This window comes from Phaeobacter sp. PT47_59, assembly GCF_028890025.1.
In the GTDB taxonomy this organism is placed as follows: domain Bacteria; phylum Pseudomonadota; class Alphaproteobacteria; order Rhodobacterales; family Rhodobacteraceae; genus Phycobacter.
In genome coordinates, this window is sequence record NZ_JARCJL010000001.1 from 369,819 (window position 1) to 387,141 (window position 17,323).

15 protein-coding genes are annotated in these 17,323 nt (G+C 62.5%); 10 read left to right on the plus strand and 5 right to left on the minus strand.

Going from position 1 to position 17,323, the window contains the following annotated elements; translation table 11 throughout:
- The first annotated feature begins 2 nt into the window (after window positions 1-2).
- Window positions 3-1,517, plus strand: a complete 1,515-nt coding sequence (locus PXK01_RS01665) for a glucan biosynthesis protein (RefSeq protein ID WP_446728412.1) — start codon at window positions 3-5, stop codon at window positions 1,515-1,517.
- Window positions 1,514-3,427: a glucans biosynthesis glucosyltransferase MdoH gene (gene mdoH / locus PXK01_RS01670; RefSeq protein ID WP_274858603.1), complete on the plus strand. Its 1,914-nt coding sequence runs from the start codon at window positions 1,514-1,516 to the stop codon at window positions 3,425-3,427. Before PXK01_RS01665 ends, mdoH begins: the two co-directional genes overlap by 4 nt.
- Before the next feature lie 16 nt (window positions 3,428-3,443).
- Here the strand turns inward: mdoH and PXK01_RS01675 are convergent, their stop codons facing one another.
- The gene (locus PXK01_RS01675) at window positions 3,444-3,950 is read right to left on the minus strand and encodes a rhodanese-like domain-containing protein (protein ID WP_274858605.1); all 507 of its coding nucleotides are present in this window, start codon (window positions 3,948-3,950) and stop codon (window positions 3,444-3,446) included.
- A gap of 288 nt (window positions 3,951-4,238) precedes the next feature.
- Between PXK01_RS01675 and PXK01_RS01680 the strand changes: the two genes are divergently transcribed.
- Genes PXK01_RS01680 through selD form a run of 7 tightly spaced genes read left to right on the plus strand, consistent with a single transcriptional unit; the run spans window position 4,239 to window position 12,346 of the window.
- Complete coding sequence (locus PXK01_RS01680) at window positions 4,239-7,100, plus strand: monovalent cation/H+ antiporter subunit A (protein ID WP_274858607.1); 2,862 nt, start codon at window positions 4,239-4,241, stop codon at window positions 7,098-7,100.
- A 2-nt stretch (window positions 7,101-7,102) separates the two neighbouring features.
- Entirely contained in the window at window positions 7,103-7,459 is a 357-nt protein-coding gene (locus tag PXK01_RS01685) for a Na+/H+ antiporter subunit C (RefSeq protein ID WP_274847877.1), read from the plus strand.
- A complete protein-coding gene (locus PXK01_RS01690) occupies window positions 7,456-9,000 on the plus strand; it encodes a monovalent cation/H+ antiporter subunit D (protein ID WP_274858609.1) in 1,545 nt (514 codons plus the stop codon). Before PXK01_RS01685 ends, PXK01_RS01690 begins: the two co-directional genes overlap by 4 nt.
- The gene (locus PXK01_RS01695; RefSeq protein ID WP_274847875.1) at window positions 8,997-9,494 is read left to right on the plus strand and encodes a Na+/H+ antiporter subunit E; all 498 of its coding nucleotides are present in this window, start codon (window positions 8,997-8,999) and stop codon (window positions 9,492-9,494) included. Before PXK01_RS01690 ends, PXK01_RS01695 begins: the two co-directional genes overlap by 4 nt.
- Window positions 9,491-9,760 (plus strand): K+/H+ antiporter subunit F, encoded by a 270-nt coding sequence (locus tag PXK01_RS01700; RefSeq protein ID WP_274847874.1) that lies wholly within the window; start codon window positions 9,491-9,493, stop codon window positions 9,758-9,760. The genes PXK01_RS01695 and PXK01_RS01700 overlap by 4 nt, the downstream gene beginning before the upstream one ends.
- A gap of 5 nt (window positions 9,761-9,765) precedes the next feature.
- On the plus strand, window positions 9,766-10,143 hold the full coding sequence (locus PXK01_RS01705; protein ID WP_274847993.1) for a Na+/H+ antiporter subunit G: 378 nt from the start codon (window positions 9,766-9,768) through the stop codon (window positions 10,141-10,143).
- A 37-nt stretch (window positions 10,144-10,180) separates the two neighbouring features.
- Window positions 10,181-12,346, plus strand: a complete 2,166-nt coding sequence (selD, locus tag PXK01_RS01710) for a selenide, water dikinase SelD (RefSeq protein ID WP_274858610.1) — start codon at window positions 10,181-10,183, stop codon at window positions 12,344-12,346.
- Here selD and mnmH read toward each other — a convergent pair.
- Window positions 12,333-13,421 carry a tRNA 2-selenouridine(34) synthase MnmH gene (gene mnmH, locus PXK01_RS01715; RefSeq protein WP_274847872.1) on the minus strand — a complete coding sequence of 363 codons (1,089 nt, stop codon included), beginning with the start codon at window positions 13,419-13,421 and terminating at the stop codon, window positions 12,333-12,335. The two genes, selD and mnmH, sit on opposite strands and share 14 nt — an antisense overlap.
- Before the next feature lie 156 nt (window positions 13,422-13,577).
- Here mnmH and PXK01_RS01720 point away from each other — a divergent pair, with 156 nt between their 5' ends.
- Window positions 13,578-14,075 (plus strand): MarR family winged helix-turn-helix transcriptional regulator, encoded by a 498-nt coding sequence (locus PXK01_RS01720; protein WP_342455866.1) that lies wholly within the window; start codon window positions 13,578-13,580, stop codon window positions 14,073-14,075.
- Window positions 14,076-14,332: 257 nt separating this feature from the next.
- On the opposite strand, the gene PXK01_RS01725 is transcribed toward PXK01_RS01720, so the two are convergent.
- The 3 genes from PXK01_RS01725 to PXK01_RS01735 all read right to left on the minus strand — a co-directional run.
- Entirely contained in the window at window positions 14,333-16,090 is a 1,758-nt protein-coding gene (locus PXK01_RS01725) for a methyl-accepting chemotaxis protein (protein ID WP_274858611.1), read from the minus strand.
- 54 nt (window positions 16,091-16,144) lie between these two features.
- Window positions 16,145-16,495 carry a hypothetical protein gene (locus tag PXK01_RS01730; protein WP_274858612.1) on the minus strand — a complete coding sequence of 117 codons (351 nt, stop codon included), beginning with the start codon at window positions 16,493-16,495 and terminating at the stop codon, window positions 16,145-16,147.
- A 167-nt stretch (window positions 16,496-16,662) separates the two neighbouring features.
- Window positions 16,663-17,323: hypothetical protein (locus tag PXK01_RS01735; protein ID WP_274858613.1), on the minus strand; the 661-nt coding region annotated here is incomplete at its 5' end.

Genomic DNA, 17,323 nt, shown 5'->3' on the forward strand with positions numbered 1-17,323 from the left:
CTCTGCCCTTGCTGTCCCGTCGCAGCGTGCTGGGCGGCGTCTCCGCCCTGGCGCTCAGCGCCCTGGCCGGTCCTGGCCTTGCCATGGGGGGCGCCGTCCCGTTCCACCCCGATCACGTGGTCGAGCGCGCGCGCCTGCTGGCGCAGATGCGTTACCGGCAGCGCCCCAAGGTGCCGCAGGATTGGCTGGATCTGACCTATGAGGACTATCAGACCCGCTGGTTCCGCAGTCGGGACGCCCTGTGGAGCACAACCGCTCGCAGCTACAACGTGGATTTCTTCCTCCCCGGTCTCTACTTCCCGCATGCGGTGCAGATGCACAGTGTGGCGCAGGGGCTGTCGCAGCCGATTGCCTTTGACCTGTCGCTGTTTGACAAGACCGACAAGGCCCCCGAGCTGAGCACAGAAGGCGCGCTGGGATATTCCGGGTTCCGCCTGCGCACCGAACTGAGCGAGCCGGGCAAGAAGAACGAATTCTGCGTCTTTCAGGGCGCCAGCTATTTCCGTGCCATCGGTATCGGGCAAACCTATGGCCTGTCGGCGCGCGGCCTGGCGCTGAATACCGCCGATCCCGAGGGCGAGGAATTCCCCGAGTTCACCGAATTCTGGCTGGAGGCCCCGGCACCGGGCCAGCGGGAGATGGTGGTCCATGCGCTGATGGACTCCCCCTCCGTCACCGGCGCCTATCGCTTCACCATCCAGCCCGGCAGCCCCTGCGTGATGGAGGTGGAGGCGCGGCTCTTTGCGCGCAAGGAGCTGTCCCATGTGGGCCTTGCGCCGCTCACCTCGATGTTCCTGTTTAATCGCACCAACCGCAGCCGGTTCGACGATTTCCGCCCCGCCGTGCACGACAGCGACGGCCTCTTGATCCAGAACGGTCAGGGCGAGACCCTGTGGCGGCCTCTCGCCAACCCGACCCGGCTCCAGGTCTCCTCATTCGTGGATGAGAACCCGCGCGGGTTCGGCCTGATGCAGCGCAGCCGAGATCTTGCGGATTTCGCCGATCTGGAAGCGCATTACGAAAACCGGCCCAGCCTGTGGGTGGAACCGAAGGGCGATTGGGGCAAGGGCGCCGTCACCCTGGTCGAAATCCCCGCCGACAAGGAAATCTACGACAATATCGTCGCCTATTGGCGCCCCCAGACGCCCTACCCGGCGGGCTCCGAGCTGCGGCTCGACTATCGTCTGACCTGGGGCACCGGCCCCGACCTTCCCCTGCCCCGTGTGATCGATAGCGCATCGGGTGCCAGAATCTTTGGCACGCCGGGGCGCATCATGACCGTGGATTTTGAGGACCACCCAATGCTTGCGGGCGACCCCGATGCGCTGGACGTCACGCTCACGTCCGCGCATGTGGAGCTGAGCCAGGGTGTCCTGCAGCGCAACCCGGCCACCGGCGGTCTGCGCCTTGCCTTCAGTTTTGATCCCGGATCGCGCGATCATGTGGAACTGCGCGCCCAGTTGCGCCGCGATGGCGCGCCCGCCTCCGAGGTCTGGCTATACAGGTGGACCGCATGAAGGATATCGCCCTGCTTGCGCGCCCGAACGCGGGCGATACCCTGATCCCCCCCGAGCAACCGCTGGAGATGCCCGACCAGGATTTTGCCACCGCCTTTCGAGACCACACCGCACCGCAGGCAAAACCGCAGCGGCAGGTGGCGCTCTGGCGGCTGATCGCCTTTTCGCCTGCGATGATCGCGACCGCAGGCTTGAGCCTTGTCATGCAGGGCTGGTTCGCCAAGGACGGTTTCATGGGCCTGGAAGTGCTGCTGCTGGTCCTGATTGCCTTCAACTTCTTCTGGATCTCCTTTTCGGTCTCGACCGTGTTGCTGGGGCTTTTCCGCCTGTGGCGCCGTCAGCTTGGGCAGCACGTCAGCGGTCCGGATACGGCAGAGGCGATGAAGGTTGCGCTATTGGTGCCCGTCCACAACGAAGACCCCGCCAGCGTCTGCGCCAATGCCCGCACCATGCTGGACGATCTATACGCCTGGGGCGGCCAGCACGACTATGCGATGTTCATCCTCTCCGACACGCGCGACGATCGGATCGGCGCGCTGGAGCAACATCATGTGGAAGTCCTGCAAACCACCCTGCCCCCCGGCATCCGGCTCTATTATCGGCGTCGGGCGCAGAACACGGGTCGGAAGGCGGGCAACATTGCCGATTGGGTGCGGCGCTGGGGCGCGGGATACGAGGCCATGCTGGTGCTGGATGCCGACAGCCTGATGACCGGGCGCGCCATTGCCGAGCTGGCCGATGCCCTGGCGCGCGACCCCGGCGCCGGGCTGATCCAGAGCTTTCCGCAACTGATCGAAGCCAGATCCGTCTTTGGTCGCATGCAGCAATTTGCCAATGGGGTCTATGGTCTCGCCATGGCCGAAGGGCTGGCGGCATGGGTCGGCAGCGACGGCAACTACTGGGGACACAACGCGATCCTGCGCACCCGCGCCTTTGCCGCCTGTGCCGGCCTGCCGCCGCTGCGGCGCCTGGTCGGCGGTGCCACCCAGATCATGAGCCATGATTTCGTTGAGGCCGGCCTGATGCGCCGGGCCGGATGGAGCGTGCAGTTCATGCCCTGGATCGAAGGCTCCTACGAGGAGACGCCACAAACTCTGATCGACCATATCCTGCGGGATCGGCGCTGGTGCCAGGGCAACCTGCAGCACCTGAACCTGCTGGCGGCCCGGGGGTTCAAGGCGGTGTCGCGCTTTCATCTGCTGCATGGGGCCATCGGCTATCTGATGGCGCCGATCTGGTTTGCACTGCTGGTGATCTGGGCCCTGATCGGCAAGGGCAAGGAGACCTCGGCGCTTGAGTATTTCAGCCCGGCCAATCCGCTGCGCCCCTCCTGGCCGGACATGTCGGAACCTCGCCATGTGGCGGTGATCCTGGTGATCTATGCCATGCTTCTGGCGCCAAAGATCCTGGCCATCGTCGCGGTACGCATGAGCGGCAGGCGGCTTTCGGATTTTGGCGGCGCAGGGCAATTCACCCTGTCGTTCCTCTCGGAAATCCTGCTGGCCATCCTCTATGCGCCGATCCTGATGGTGCAGCAGATGATCGCGGTCTTCCGCAGCGCCTTGCGGCTGCAACGAGGCTGGGCGCCCCAGGCAAGGGATGGTGGTCACTATCGCCTGAGGACCGTGGCACTCACCCATGTGCTGGAAACCCTGTGCGGTCTGCTGCTGAGCGCCGGGATTGTGGCGGGGCTGGTGTCGCTATGGCTGGTGCCCATTGCGATCTCGCTTGCCCTTGCGATCCCCCTGTCGGCGCTCTCTGGCCTGCATCCGCCCGCGTCCCTTGCCCTCTGGATGGGCTCGCGCGAGACCTTTGTGAGGCCGCAGATCATCGAAACAGCCCAAGGGTATCGCAGGGCAATGGCAGCCTATTTCTCTGGGCAATCCGCTGAACACTCCGCCGCGGAGTGATATATGGGCTGTGGCCCTATCCCTGCCAGCGGGCCACGGGCAGGTTGCCCGCGATCCAGCCGGGACCGGCCCGCGAACCCAGCATGCCTTCGGGCACATCGATAATCTGCGAGAACCCCGCCTCTGCCAGCTGCCGCACCATTCGCGCAGAGCGCACGCCGCGGGCACATATCAATGCCACCGGCGCCGAGCGATCCCCCTGCAGCGCCACGGACAGGGCCTCGGTGAAATCGTCACGCCGCATGTCGATCTGGATGCTGCCCACCGGAACCCCGGTGCTGCGCCACTCGCGCGGCGTGCGGATGTCGACCAGGGTGATCTGGCCCGATCCTGCACTGGCAAAGGCCTCTGCCACCGACAGACGCGGCTGGTCGTGATCGGGTGCAGGCTGGAAGCGCCAGATCAGGGCGCCCGCGGTTGCGCCAGTGACGGCAAGACCTGCCAAAGCGATGAAGTTTCGGCGCGACAGGACTGTGCTGCGCCCCTCCGCCCGACCGGTCGCTTTTACCCGTGGTGACTGCATCGGCATCTCTCCCCATCCGCTCTGTCAGACTGTGCGTTCCACACTGCCGACATGGCGCCTATCTTAGCCCATTTCCGGCATTTGCGTGACCCTTCTGCACAACAGAGGATTTTTGACTATTCAAAATCTTGTCAACTCGCCCCTCCGGCCCCATCTGATGGCGACACCCAATATCTCCAGTCCGAAATGCACGTTTACCGACAGAATGGCGCCTGCGGACTGGCAAAAAAATGAAAAATTGCTTAGGCAAAGTAAAATGCGCCTAGCGCCAACTCGGGAGAACTGCACGTGTCCCTGTTTCTGATTGCGGCCCTGCCCTTTCTTGGCGCCGTATTCCCTGCTCTCTTGATCAGAGCGGGCCGCAACGCGTCGGCCTCCGCTGCCGGTCTGACCACATTCCTGGCCTTTGCCGGGCTGTTGTTGCACGCCCCGGCAGTGTTCAGCGGAGAGGTCATCACCGCCCGTTTCGACTGGCTGCCGGGATTGGGACTGAATGCGAACTTCTTCCTCGATGGGCTGGGCTTCCTCTTTGCCACGCTGATCCTTGGTATCGGCCTGCTGATCATCCTCTATGCGCGGTTCTACCTGTCGCGCGAGGATCCGATGGGGCAGTTCTACACCTATCTCTTGCTGTTCCAGGGCGCGATGGTGGGGATCGTTCTGTCTGACAACATCCTGCTGTTGCTGATTTTCTGGGAGCTGACATCGCTGTCGTCCTTCCTGTTGATCGGCTATTGGAAACACCTGCCCGAAGGGCGCCAGGGCGCGCGCATGGCGCTGACCATCACCGGATCGGGCGGCCTTGCCATGATCGGGGGCATGCTGATCCTGGGCCATATCGCGGGGTCCTATGACCTGAGCGTCATTTTGCAGAACAAGGATCTGATCCAGGCCTCCCCCCTGTATCTGCCCGCGCTGATCCTGATCCTGATCGGCTGTTTCACAAAATCCGCACAGTTCCCGTTCCATTTCTGGCTGCCGCACGCCATGGCCGCGCCGACGCCCGTGTCGGCCTATCTGCACTCGGCCACCATGGTGAAGGCAGGCCTGTTCCTGATGGCGCGGATGTGGCCGGTTCTTGCGGGCACGCCCGAGTGGTTCTACATCGTGGCGACCACCGGCCTTGTAACCATGGCCCTGGGCGCGGTGATTGCCCTCTTCAAGGATGATCTGAAGGGTCTTCTGGCCTTTTCCACCGTCAGCCACCTGGGGCTGATCACCATGCTTCTTGGGTTCGGCACCAAACTCGCGGCGGTGATCGCCGTCTTCCACATCATCAACCACGCCACCTTCAAGGCGGCGCTGTTCATGTCGGCCGGGATCGTCGATCACGAGGCGCATACCCGCGATATCAAGCGCCTGGGCGGTCTGCGCCACCTGATGCCGGTGACCTTTAGCATCGCGCTGGTCGCCGCCCTGTCGATGGCGGGCATTCCCCCCTTCAATGGCTTCCTGTCGAAAGAGATGATGCTGGAGGAAACCGTTCACACCGTTTGGGCTGGCTCTCACTACTTAGTGCCCGGCCTTGCACTGATTGCGGCCTTGTTCTCTGCTGCCTATTCCTTCCGCTTCATCGTGCATGTCTTCTTTGGCCCCAAACGCGACGACTACCCCGGCCATCCCCATGATCCCGGAGCGGGCCTGTGGCTGGCGCCTGCCGCTCTGATCACGCTGGTCATCCTGATCGGGCTGTTCTCGGCCAAACTCGCGGGGCCCTTGGTGGCGGTCGCGGCCGGTGCGGTGATCGGCGGCGGAGAACTTCCGTACTATTCGCTGAAACTCTGGCACGGGTTCACGCCCGCGCTTTACATGTCGATCGTCGCCGTTGCGGGCGGCGCGCTGTTGCTGGCCGCCCACGGCCCGGTGATGCGCGCCTGGAACGCGGCGCCGCGGCCTGAGGCAAAGGTGATTTTCGATGCCGTGATGGAGGCGCTGGCACGGCTGGCCAAGGGGATCACAGACGGGCTGCACAATGGTGCGATCACGCGCTATGGCGCCATCATGGTTGCCTTCACCCTGGCCCTGGGCTGGTACGCCTATGAAAGTGGCACAACCGGACCGGCCACCCGTGCGCTGCAAGCCATTGAGCCCATTCCAGCCCTCGGCTGGCTGAGCCTGGTTCTGGCGACCCTGATGATCGTCGCCCGCCACCGCAATCGCCTATTGGCGCTGATCCTGGTCGGTGTTGTCGGCCTCGTGGTGTCGATGTCGTTCAACTACCTCTCGGCCCCCGACCTGGCCCTGACCCAGCTGTCGGTCGAGGTGGTGACCATCGTGTTGATGCTCCTGGCGCTGAACTTCATGCCCAAGGAAACTCCGGTCGAGACCCCGGCCCTGACCCGCCTGCGCGACGGCGCCATCGCGGTGGTGGCAGGGATTGGCTCCGGCGGGCTGATCTATGCGCTGATGATGCGCGATTTCGCAGCCCCCCCGATCTCGGAATTCCACCTCGCCAATTCCTACAAGGGCGGCGGCGGCACCAATGTGGTGAATGTGATCCTGGTCGATTTCCGTGGCTTTGACACCTTTGGCGAGATCATCGTGCTGGGTATCGCGGCAATGGTGATCTACGCCTTGACCGAGGCAGTTCTGGGCAGCCGGGTGCGCGCCTACCTGCTGAACCGCAAACCGGATCTGCCACAGGCGGGCGATGCCCACCCGATGATGATGGTGGTTGCCACCCGGGTGATGATGCCGCTGGCCCTGATGATCGCGGCCTATATCTTCTTCCGCGGCCACAACCTGCCCGGAGGCGGCTTCATCGCCGGCCTGATCGCGGCGATTGCGGTGATCATGCAATATATGGCATCGGGCTTTTCCTGGACCTCTGAACGGCAGCGTTTCTACTACCATGGCATCATCGGCTCCGGCGTTTTGATTGCCGCCGCGACCGGGATCGGCGCCTGGTTCAACGACCTGCCCTTCCTGACATCCGCCTTTGGCTATCTCCACTGGCCGCCGCTGAACGAGTTCGAATGGGCCACCGCCGCCCTGTTCGACCTTGGCGTTTTCCTCGCAGTGGTCGGTGCCGTGCTGCTGGCGCTTGAAAGCCTGTCACGCTTTGCCTGGCAGCCGGGTGTCTCCTCGGAACACGCCATGGATATCAACCCGGCCCGTGATGACGCGCCCAAGAATGAAAACGAGGTCTGAGCATGGAACTTCTGGTTGCTTCCGCTGTTGGCCTGCTGACCGCTGCCGGGGTCTATCTGATCCTGCGCAGACGCACCTTCCCGGTGATCCTGGGGCTGTCGCTGGTCACCTATGCGGTGAATGTCTTCTTGTTCGCCACCGGTCGTCTGATGGTCAATGCCCCGCCCATCCTCAACAAATACGCAGAGGTCGCCTATACCGATCCGCTGCCCCAGGCGCTGGTTCTGACCGCGATCGTGATCTCCTTCGGGATGACGGCCGTAGTGGTGATGATCGCGCTTGCGGCCTATCTCTCGGCGCAGGATGACCGGATCGACATGCTGGACGACGATGCTGCCAAGACGGGAGAGGACGCATGAATCATCTGCTGATCGCGCCCATTCTCCTGCCGGCGATTGTTGCCCCCTTCATCATCATGGTGCTGCGCTACCATATCGACCTGAAACGCATCTTCTCGACTGCCAGCACGGTCGGCATTGCCCTGATCAGCCTGGCGCTGGCAATCCAGGCCGCTGACGGCACCGTGCAGGTCTATGAGCTGGGCAACTGGCCTGCGCCCTTTGGCATCGTTCTGGTCCTGGACCGCCTGTCGGCGATGATGATCGTGCTGACCGCGGTTCTGGCGCTGGCCGTGCTGCTCTATGCCATCGGCACCGGCTGGGATGCGCGGGGCGCCAATTTCCACGCCCTGTTCCAGTTCCAGCTGATGGGCATCATCGGCGCCTTTCTGACCGGCGATGCCTTCAACCTTTTTGTCTTCTTCGAAGTGCTGCTGATCGCCTCCTACGGGCTGATGATCCATGCAGGCGGCGCCCGGCGGTTCCAGGCCGGAGTGCAATATGTGGTCTATAATCTCCTCGGCTCGACCCTGTTCCTGTTTGCCCTGGGAACGCTTTATGCGGTGACCGGCACACTCAACATGGCGGACCTTGCAGTGCGCGTGGCCGAGCTACCGGCCGAGGATACCGCATTGCTGCGCGTTGGCGCCATGCTGCTCTTGTTGGTCTTTGCGATCAAGGCTGCGGTTCTGCCGCTGCATTTCTGGCTACCCGCCTCCTATGCCAATGCGCCGCTGCCGGTCGCAGCGCTGTTTGCGATCATGACCAAGGTCGGCGCCTACGCGATCCTGCGCGTCTACACATTGGTCTTTGGTCCCGAGCTGGAGGTAACCGCGGGCCTTGCCGGAGACTGGCTGCTGCCTGCCGCGCTGATCACCCTGGCCGTGGGTGCCATCGGGGTCCTGGGCGCGCGTGAGATCGGTCGGCTGATGGCCTTTGGCGCCATTACCTCGATGGGGACGCTTCTGACCGCCGTCGCGCTGTTCACCCCCGAAGCGGTGGCCGCCGCGCTTTACTACACCGTGCATTCGACCCTGGCCGCAGCGCTGCTGTTCCTGATCGCCGACATGGTGATGGAACGTCAGGGCGGCGAGATTGCCGCCAAACCCGTGATGGCGCAAAGCGGGCTGATCGCCGCGCTGTTCTTTGCCGGTGCCATTGCCCTGGCCGGGATGCCGCCGCTGTCGGGCTTCATCGGCAAGCTTCTGGTGATGGATGCCGCGCGGGGCCATGATCTGGTCTGGTGGATCTGGGGTGTGATCCTGGTCTCCTCGCTGGTCACCATCATCGGCCTGGCGCGCGCGGGCAGTCTGATCTTCTGGAAAAGCCATGGGCTGCCCCCGCAGACACACACCCTGGACAAAGGCGCAACGCCCCCGCCGGTCCAAGCGACAAGCTCCAACTCGGCCCTGCCCTTCGTGGCCTGTTTCGGCCTCCTTGCCGCGCTGATCCTGCTGACGATCCTTGCCGGGCCGATGATGAGCTATGCCGAGGCCACGGCGGCGCAGCTATTTGCACCGGATGCCTACCTTGAAACCGTGTTGGAGAGGGCTGGAAAATGAAACTGCTGCACCGACTGCTTCCTCATCCGATCCTGACCCTGGTGCTGACGCTGACCTGGGTTCTGACCGTCAACAGTTTCACGCTGAACTCGCTGGTCTTCGGCTTCCTGCTGGGCCTGTTGATCCCCTTCCTGACCCAGCCCTTCTGGCAGAAGCAAGTGCGCATCAAACACCCGATGAAGATCGCCGCCTATATCCTTCTGGTGCTGTGGGACATCGTGATTGCCAATATCACCGTGGCGCGGATTGTCCTGTTCAAATCAAACGCGGATCGGCGCCCGGCCTGGATCGCCATCCCGCTGGATCTGCGCACGCCTGAGGCGATCACCGTTCTGGCGGGCACCATCACCATGACACCGGGCACCGTCTCGGCGGATCTGTCGGCCGAGGGGCATGCCCTGTTGGTTCATTGCCTGGATTGCGACGACACCGATGCCCAGCGGGACGCGATCAAACAGCGTTACGAGCGCCGCCTGATGGAGATTTTCGAATGATTGAAGCTGCGGCCCTGTTTGCCTTTCTCTGCTTTGCGATGGCCCTTTTGATGAACCTCTGGAAGGTGATGTTCGGCACCACCGTGGCCGACCGCATCCTGGCGCTGGATACCATGTTCATCAATGCCATCGCGCTGATGGTTCTTTACGGTCTGGCGCTGGGAACCGAGATCTTTTTCGAGGCGGCGATGCTGATTGCCATGCTCGGCTTTGTCTCCACCGTGGCCTATGCGCGCTTCATCCTGCGCGGCAATATCATCGAGTGAGGTGCATCGACATGTTCATTGAGATACTGATCACAGCCTTTCTGCTGATGGCCGGCTTCTTCGGCCTGCTGGGATCCTACGGGCTTTTGAAGCTGAACGATCCGATGTCGCGCCTGCATGCCCCCACCAAATTGACAACGCTGGGTGTGGGCGGCGTTCTTCTGGCCTCGATTGCCCATGCCATCGCCATTGAGGGACACCTGTCCCTGCACGAGCTGATGATCACCCTGTTCTTGTTCCTGACCGCCCCGGTCACCGCGCATTTCATCGCCAAGGTTCACATTCACCGGCGCGAGCAGACAGGCACCTTGCCTCCGGCCGGAAAAGACGCAATCTGGTCCACGCATAACACACCGCAGGACGACACCCCGACGGGGACCTGAGCGACCTGTCGGCCAAATAGTTTCGAAAGACCACGCCATGGATACGCCCCGCCTGCCCCAGACCAAGGATGTGGTGCTGATCGGCGGCGGCCATGCCCATGCGCTGGTGCTCTTGAAATGGGGCATGCGCCCGCTGCCCGGTGCCCGGCTCACCCTGATCAACCCCGGCCCCACCGCCCCCTATTCGGGCATGCTGCCCGGCTTCGTCGCAGGCCATTACGACCGGGCTGATCTCGACATCGATCTGGTGCGTCTGGCGCGCTTTGCAGGCGCGCGTTTGGTGCTGGGGAGCGCCATAGGCTTGGATCCCGTCGCCCGCACAGTACAGATCTCGGGGCGCCCAGATATCGCCTTCGATGTGGCCTCGGTCGATGTGGGGATCACCTCGGAAATGCCGGATCTGGCCGGTTTCCAGGACCACGCCGTTCCGGCAAAACCGCTGGGTGTCTTTGCCCAGAAATGGGCCGCCTTTAGGGAGGGTGACGGCCCGGCGCGCATTTCGGTGATCGGAGGGGGTGTTGCCGGGGCGGAGCTGGTGCTGGCCATGGCCCATGCCCTGCGGGTCCGGGACCGCCTGGCGCAGGCGACCCTGATCGACAGCGGAGAGGTCCTGGGCACCGCCAGCGACGGCATCCGTGGCCGTCTGCGCCGCGCCTTTGCCGAACAGGGTGTCACCCTGATCGAAAACGCCCGGGTTGCCCGCATTCACCCCGACCGTATCGAACTCGACAGTGGCCGTGAAATCCTGTCGGATTTCACCACCGGAGCCGCAGGAGCACGCCCCCATGATTGGCTGGCAGACAGTGGCTTGGATCACCACGAGGGGTTCCTCACAGTCTCTGACACCCTGCAGACCTCGGATCCGGCGGTGTTTGCCGCCGGGGATTGCGCCCATCTGGCCTATGCCCCGCGCCCCAAGGCCGGCGTCTATGCGGTGCGCCAGGCACCGATCCTGCTGCACAACCTGCGGGCTGCCGCAACCGGCGACCCCATGCGCAGCTACCGACCGCAAAAGGATTATCTCAAGCTGATCTCCATGGGGCAGAAAGAGGCCCTGGGGGAACGATTTGGCACGCTCTTTGCCGGGAAATATGTCTGGCGCTGGAAGGATCGGATCGACCAGAGTTTCATGGAGCAATTCCGCAGCCTGCCGCAGATGGAAGCGCCCGAGCTGCCTGCAGAACACACCGAGGACCTGCCCGTTGTGCTTGGTGATAAGCCCATGTGCGGCGGCTGTGGCGCCAAGGCCGGACGGGGGGCCTTGCGCGCCGCATTGGGCAACACGACCGGCAGCAGCACACGCGACGACATCACGCCGCTGCCCGGCGATGACGCCGCCCTTCTGACCATGGGATCCACCCGCCAGGTGATCAGCACCGACCATCTGCGCGCCTTTACCAACGACCCCTACGTGATGGCCCGCATTGCGGCAGTGCATGCGCTTGGCGATATCTGGGCCATGGGGGCAGCCCCCCAGGCGGCCACCGCAAACCTGATCCTGCCGCGCCTGGCGCCCGCCCTGCAACAGCGTACCCTGGTAGAAATCATGGCGGCCGCCCGCAGCGTGATGCGCGACGCCGGAGCCGAAATCATCGGCGGGCATACCTCGCTTGGGGATGAGCTGACCGTGGGTTTCACCGTCACCGGGCTGTCTACGCGCGATCCGGTGACGCTGGCGGGCGCACGGCCCGGCGATGCGCTGGTGCTGACGAAACCGATTGGATCCGGAGTGATCATGGCGGCCGAGATGGCCACCCAGGCCGAGGGCGCCTGGATCGCGGCAGCACTTGCCCAGATGCAACTGTCACAGGCTGTACCCTCTCAGGTCCTGTCACCCGATGCCCATGCGATGACCGATGTCACCGGTTTTGGCCTCGCCGGGCATCTGCTTGGGATCTGCGAAGCCTCCGGCGTCAGCGCCGAACTCAGCTTTGAAGCGATCCCGCTGATGGAGGGCGCGGCTGTCCTGGCTGAAAGGGGTATCCGCTCGTCGCTGTTCCCGGAAAATGCAGCTCTGTTGCCCGACTGGAGCACCAGCGGTGCCCAGGATCTGCTGTTTGATCCGCAGACCGCCGGTGGCCTGCTGGCGGCCTTGCCCCGGGACAAGGCCGCAGATGCGGTTGCACAGCTGCAAAAGGCGGGCCATCAGGCCGCGATCATCGGCCAGGTCGTGGCGGGCGCCGGTCAGATCATTCTGCGCTAGGCTCCATGTCTGGCCGCAGCCCCTGCACGGCATCAAGATGCTTCAGCACCGTGCCAGCCGCCGCGCAAAGCGCCGTCGGCTCCAGGCTGTCCAGCGCAACCTCCGCCATCACTCCCGCACCGATGTGACGGCGGGAACTTTGATAGGCTGGATCGTAATGTTGCACCATCAGGGAGCTTGCCAAACCGGCCATATCCCCGGTTGCCAGTAACTCCTGCCAGCCATCGACAACCGCGTTGGAGCGATGCGCGCGCAGCCGATCCAGCGTTTCCGACAGGGCCTCTGGCTCCGGCAGGCTGTCGCGGTAGCTGCGCATCAGGTAGCGGCAGCGTTCTTCGACCGGGGCGCTCAGCTCGATGCGGGGGGCCTGTTTCATCAGCGACCACAGCGCGGGCGGAATGATGCGCGCACCGATCTTGTTCGATTCCGCCTCTACCAGCACCGGGCGCGCAGGATCAAGCCGCACCAGGGCCCCGGCAAGGGCGGATTCAAAGGCCTTCTGGCTGGGTTGATCCCCGGGCATATCCCCCAGGAGCGATCCCCGGTGATTGGCCATGGCTTCCAGATCCAGGACCTGACCGCCCGCCTCCGCCACGTGCTGTAAGAGGTCGGTCTTCGCGGTGCCGGTGTAGCCATCCAGCAGCACCAGCCGATGAGGCAGATCGGTCTCATAGAGCATGGCGTGGACCAGCCGCCGATAGGATTGATACCCGCCCTTGATCATCTCGGCCCGCCAGCCGATCTGCTGCAACAGATAGGTGAAGCTGCCCGACCGCTGGCCGCCGCGCCAGCAATAGACCAGCGGACGCCAGCCACCTTCCTGCTGGCTCAGGGTCTCTTCGATGTGACGGGCCGCATTGCGAAACACCATGGCGGCGCCGATCTTGCGCGCCAGGAAAGGGCTTTGCTGCACGTAGATCGTCCCGACCTCCGCGCGTTCCTCATTGCTGAGAACCGGCAAGTTGATGGCACCCGGCACATGATCTTCGGCGAATTCCGCAGGGCTGCGCACATCGATCACGCTGTCATGACCGTGGTCGAACATGTCCTGCAGGGAAGAGAAACTCAAAGCCATTGGACAGATCTATCCCGGCCCACGCGCCAGGAAAAGTGGCTTTTCAACATCAAGTGGCGGAACCGGGCATCGGCCACAGTAATTGTGGCCATTTGCCGCCTTTTCTGCTTTATTCTCAAAGCGCAGGATAAGATCCAAAAGAGCCGAAATTCCTCTATGACCATGCCAGACGATGACCCCCACACGTTGGAGTTGCACCGGTTCCCCGGCCACCTGATCCGCCGCCTGCACCAGATTTCAGTGGCACAGTTCGCCGAAACGGTTGCTGCCCATAAGATCGATCTCACCCCTGTGCAATATGCCGCGCTCCGGGCCATTTGCTCCAATCCCGGTATTGACCAGGCCTCGGTTGCGGGGCTGATCGCCTATGACCGGGCAACATTGGGCAAGGTCATCGACCGGTTGGAGAGCAAAGGCTTGATTGACCGCAGCATCAGCCCCACGGACCGCCGTGCCCGCCAGCTTGAGGTCACCGAGGTGGGCCTGCAGGTGCTGGCCCAGGTCCAACCCTTGGTCGATGCGGTTCAGGGCGAGATTCTGACCGGGCTGAATGCCGAGGAAAAGGAGCAGTTCATGCGGCTTCTGCAAAAGGCGACAGATGCCGGCAACGACCGCAGCCGCGCGCCCCTGCGCAGCCCCGCGCGGGAGCGTTAGAGCCTGCGCAAGCCGCACCCGCAACCGGTTGCTTGGGACACGCCCCATTGCAGGCCCAATGGCGGCCCTGCCCCCGATTAAATGGGGTGGCAGATCCGAAGGCGAATGCTGAAAAGCCGCTCTCGACGGCAGTCAAAAACGCCCCCGGGTGCGGCGGCCCGGGGGCGTTGAAACAGGTTTGAAACAGGGAGCGGGAAAACGTCACAGCGTGGCAGTAGATGGCCGAGGCCCCCTTGCTGGCTGTGACGCTACCACAGTCAAGCCACCCGTTTCTGATCGTTCTTCGTATCGGAAAAGCGCTGCAGCAGTTCCGCAAGACGCGAAGCCTCGCTCTTCATCTTCTGGCTGGCGGAACTGGTTTCCTGCACCATTGCCGCATTCTGCTGTGTGACCTGGTCCAGTTGCGACACACCGACGTTGATTTCCTGCAGCCCCGACGCCTGCTCCGTGGCCGAGGCGGCGATGGCGGACACCAGTTCCGAGACGCTGGTGACGCTTTCGACGATCTCCGCAAGCGTCTTGCCGGTGGCCTGAACCAGAAGCTCGCCATCTGAGATCTCTTTCGCGCTGATGCCGACCAGATCCTTGATTTCATTCGCAGACTTCGCCGCAAGAAGAGCAAGGTTGCGCACTTCGGAGGCCACGACAGCAAAGCCGCGTCCGGCTTCGCCTGCGCGCGCCGCTTCGACGCCTGCGTTCAGGGCCAGAAGGCTGGTCTGAAAGGCGATATCGTCGATCACGGTGGTAATCTGGCTGATCTTCTCCGACGCCGCCGAGATCGAGGTCATCGCCTGCAAGGCCTGCTCCATCACCTGGCCGCCCTGCTGGGCCCGATCGCGTCCTTCCGCAGCCAGGGCATCTGCCGACTGGGCCTGTTCCGCTGCGGAATTCACGCTGGCGGACAGCTGTTCCAGCGCTGCCGCCGATTGCTCCAGGGTTGCAGCCTGTGTTTCAGCCCGTTGGGACATCTCATCGGACATGCCCGAGAGATCCTCGGCGCTTTGCTCCACTGCGCCAGCGCTGCCGCGCAGCTGATCCACCAGATCGGCCAGTCCAGTGGCCAGATCATTGAAGTCGATGCACAGCAGCTCGTAGCTGTCGCCCAGGCTTGCCCATTTGGCGGTTTCAATCCGGTGCTGCATGTTCCCGGCCTTGAGACTGCTCATGGCGATGCTCAAATCGTGGAACAGTTCGACCCGCGCGCCGTTTTCCTGTTGGGTTTTTTCCTCGGCCTCCTTGGCACTTGCCAGGCGGTCGCGCAGGCTTTCCAGATTGCGCGCGATCTCTCCGACCTCGTCGCCCCGGTAGGTGCCTGCGATCGGGCTGTCGTAATCTTCCTCGACCAGCCGGTTCACGGCATCGGCGGATTGCACGATGGGACGGCTCAGAAGATAGCCGAACACCATTGCCATAACCAAGGCAGCGCCCATGGCGACGACATTGGCAACGAAGAGGAGTGTTTCGCTGTTCGCGCTCTGATCGGAAATCTGCTGCTCAACAAGCTGGCTGCGTTCGCCAATGGTATCCTGCAAGCCGTTGATGGTGTCGCGCAGATGGACAATTCTGGGAACAACATCGCTATAGGCCAGGTCTTTGCGGGCCTCTGGAGCCGCTTTCGCCAGACCGGCGAACGCCCCCTGAAAACCCTCCACCGCTGGCACCAGTTCCATCAGGATCTCGTAGACATCTGCTTGCCGGGCATTGTCCATCTCGACATCGACAAAACGTGCCTTCGCAGCGGCAAGCTCTACGGCGACCTCTTCAATGTTGCCACGCAGCCCGTCCAGGCCACGGTCATCCCCCAAGGCATAGGAGTAAAGATCGGCCAGGCCCTGCTCGATATCTTCCTTCATGTCGTCGAGGCTTTTCAGCTGGGCAACCACCTCACGGGATTGCTGAATGCTGTCTGTCAGACGATTGCTGACGAACCAGGAGGTCATCGCGATTGCCAAAAGCATGGCAACGAATGTTCCTCCCAGTGCGAAGACTTGGGTGCGGATTGAGAACCGATGCATGATTGCTGCCTATCTATTCTAATGCAGGATTGGGATGCTAACTAGGCGGTCACGTTAGCCAGATCCGGTGAAGCATCCGTTACTTTGATGGGCAAGTTTCACTTTGAAACGTAAAAAATCGTGCTTATTGGCCCCCAAGGTGGCCAACTCCGTGTTGCGAACATGCCCCGGATCTCGGAAATAGGCTGGAAAATCTGCGGACGCTTCCAAGAATGCGAAACATGGCGCAAAAACATCAAGATAGGCAGAAACAGCGCCCATGATGAAGCATTCCGAACTTGGAACGGATTTCTGGCGGTTCTGACGGCGGGTTCGGCTGTCAGCTTTGCCCAGATAGCGACATTTGCGAAGTTCGGGCCGCAGGGCGTGGCCCGACACGACGAACGGCTCAGAGCCGACCTTCATACCTAGTGCTGCGCATGACCGGCCCCAGCTCGAGGCGGACGAGAGGCTCGCCCTTGGACGATCACAGGAACTCAAGCAAAGCGAGAAAACTTCGCATCGGCGTCGGCAGCTTAGATAAAAACTAACTACATCCGTTCCGACAATACCAAAGCCGTCAAGGTCAACGTTTAAAAGCGCCCTTGCTTCATACGCTCCAATTCTTCTTCGACAAGCGCCTGTGACAGGGGAAAGAAATTGAATACCTCGTACAGAGGGATGAGTAAGGAATGAATCACCTCGACCATATTGTCGCGAAGCTGAACGAGACTGGCGGTGGTTTCCAACAGAACCTCATCAGTTCGACTGATCCGATAGTCCATCATCATCCGCTGTCCTGTTATGCTGGTGAGCCTTCTTTCATTCAGTCCTGTGAATCGAACTCGAATTGCTATCGCCTCGACATCCTCGAACTGTTCCGCATACCGCAGTGCAAAGTACATTGCTTCTCCTACTCGCCAGACCGGCAGTGTCACATCAATGACTTGCCCAGCTGGCGTGGTTTCGAGACCGTCTTCGGTGTACCCACGAATTGTGTAGAGCTTTCCGAAACGGTCAACACGCCAGAAGTCGGAATGTGAGGGATTCTCTGCCAATGTCCGTTCCGCAACCGGTCGCCCTACCCACGCTTCAACCATGCCGTCATGGGGGTATGGTTGCCACTCATTCCGGTTCAGCTCCAAAAAAGGCCCCCAACCCGTCATCCGAATGCGCCTAGGCTCAGGACTCATAGCCAGTAAATGACGAGGGCTGCGAGGGCGATGGCGGACAGGAAGACCTTCGGACATCTGT

Coding starts and splice junctions, on each gene's coding strand:
- mdoH (WP_274858603.1), top strand. CDS start 1,514: ATGAAGGATATCGCCCTGCTTGCGCGCCCGAACGCGGGCGATACCCTG.
- PXK01_RS01675 (WP_274858605.1), bottom strand. CDS start 3,950: ATGCAGTCACCACGGGTAAAAGCGACCGGTCGGGCGGAGGGGCGCAGC.
- PXK01_RS01685 (WP_274847877.1), top strand. CDS start 7,103: ATGGAACTTCTGGTTGCTTCCGCTGTTGGCCTGCTGACCGCTGCCGGG.
- PXK01_RS01690 (WP_274858609.1), top strand. CDS start 7,456: ATGAATCATCTGCTGATCGCGCCCATTCTCCTGCCGGCGATTGTTGCC.
- PXK01_RS01695 (WP_274847875.1), top strand. CDS start 8,997: ATGAAACTGCTGCACCGACTGCTTCCTCATCCGATCCTGACCCTGGTG.
- PXK01_RS01700 (WP_274847874.1), top strand. CDS start 9,491: ATGATTGAAGCTGCGGCCCTGTTTGCCTTTCTCTGCTTTGCGATGGCC.
- selD (WP_274858610.1), top strand. CDS start 10,181: ATGGATACGCCCCGCCTGCCCCAGACCAAGGATGTGGTGCTGATCGGC.
- mnmH (WP_274847872.1), bottom strand. CDS start 13,421: ATGGCTTTGAGTTTCTCTTCCCTGCAGGACATGTTCGACCACGGTCAT.
- PXK01_RS01720 (WP_342455866.1), top strand. CDS start 13,578: ATGACCATGCCAGACGATGACCCCCACACGTTGGAGTTGCACCGGTTC.
- PXK01_RS01725 (WP_274858611.1), bottom strand. CDS start 16,090: ATGCATCGGTTCTCAATCCGCACCCAAGTCTTCGCACTGGGAGGAACA.
- PXK01_RS01730 (WP_274858612.1), bottom strand. CDS start 16,495: ATGAAGGTCGGCTCTGAGCCGTTCGTCGTGTCGGGCCACGCCCTGCGG.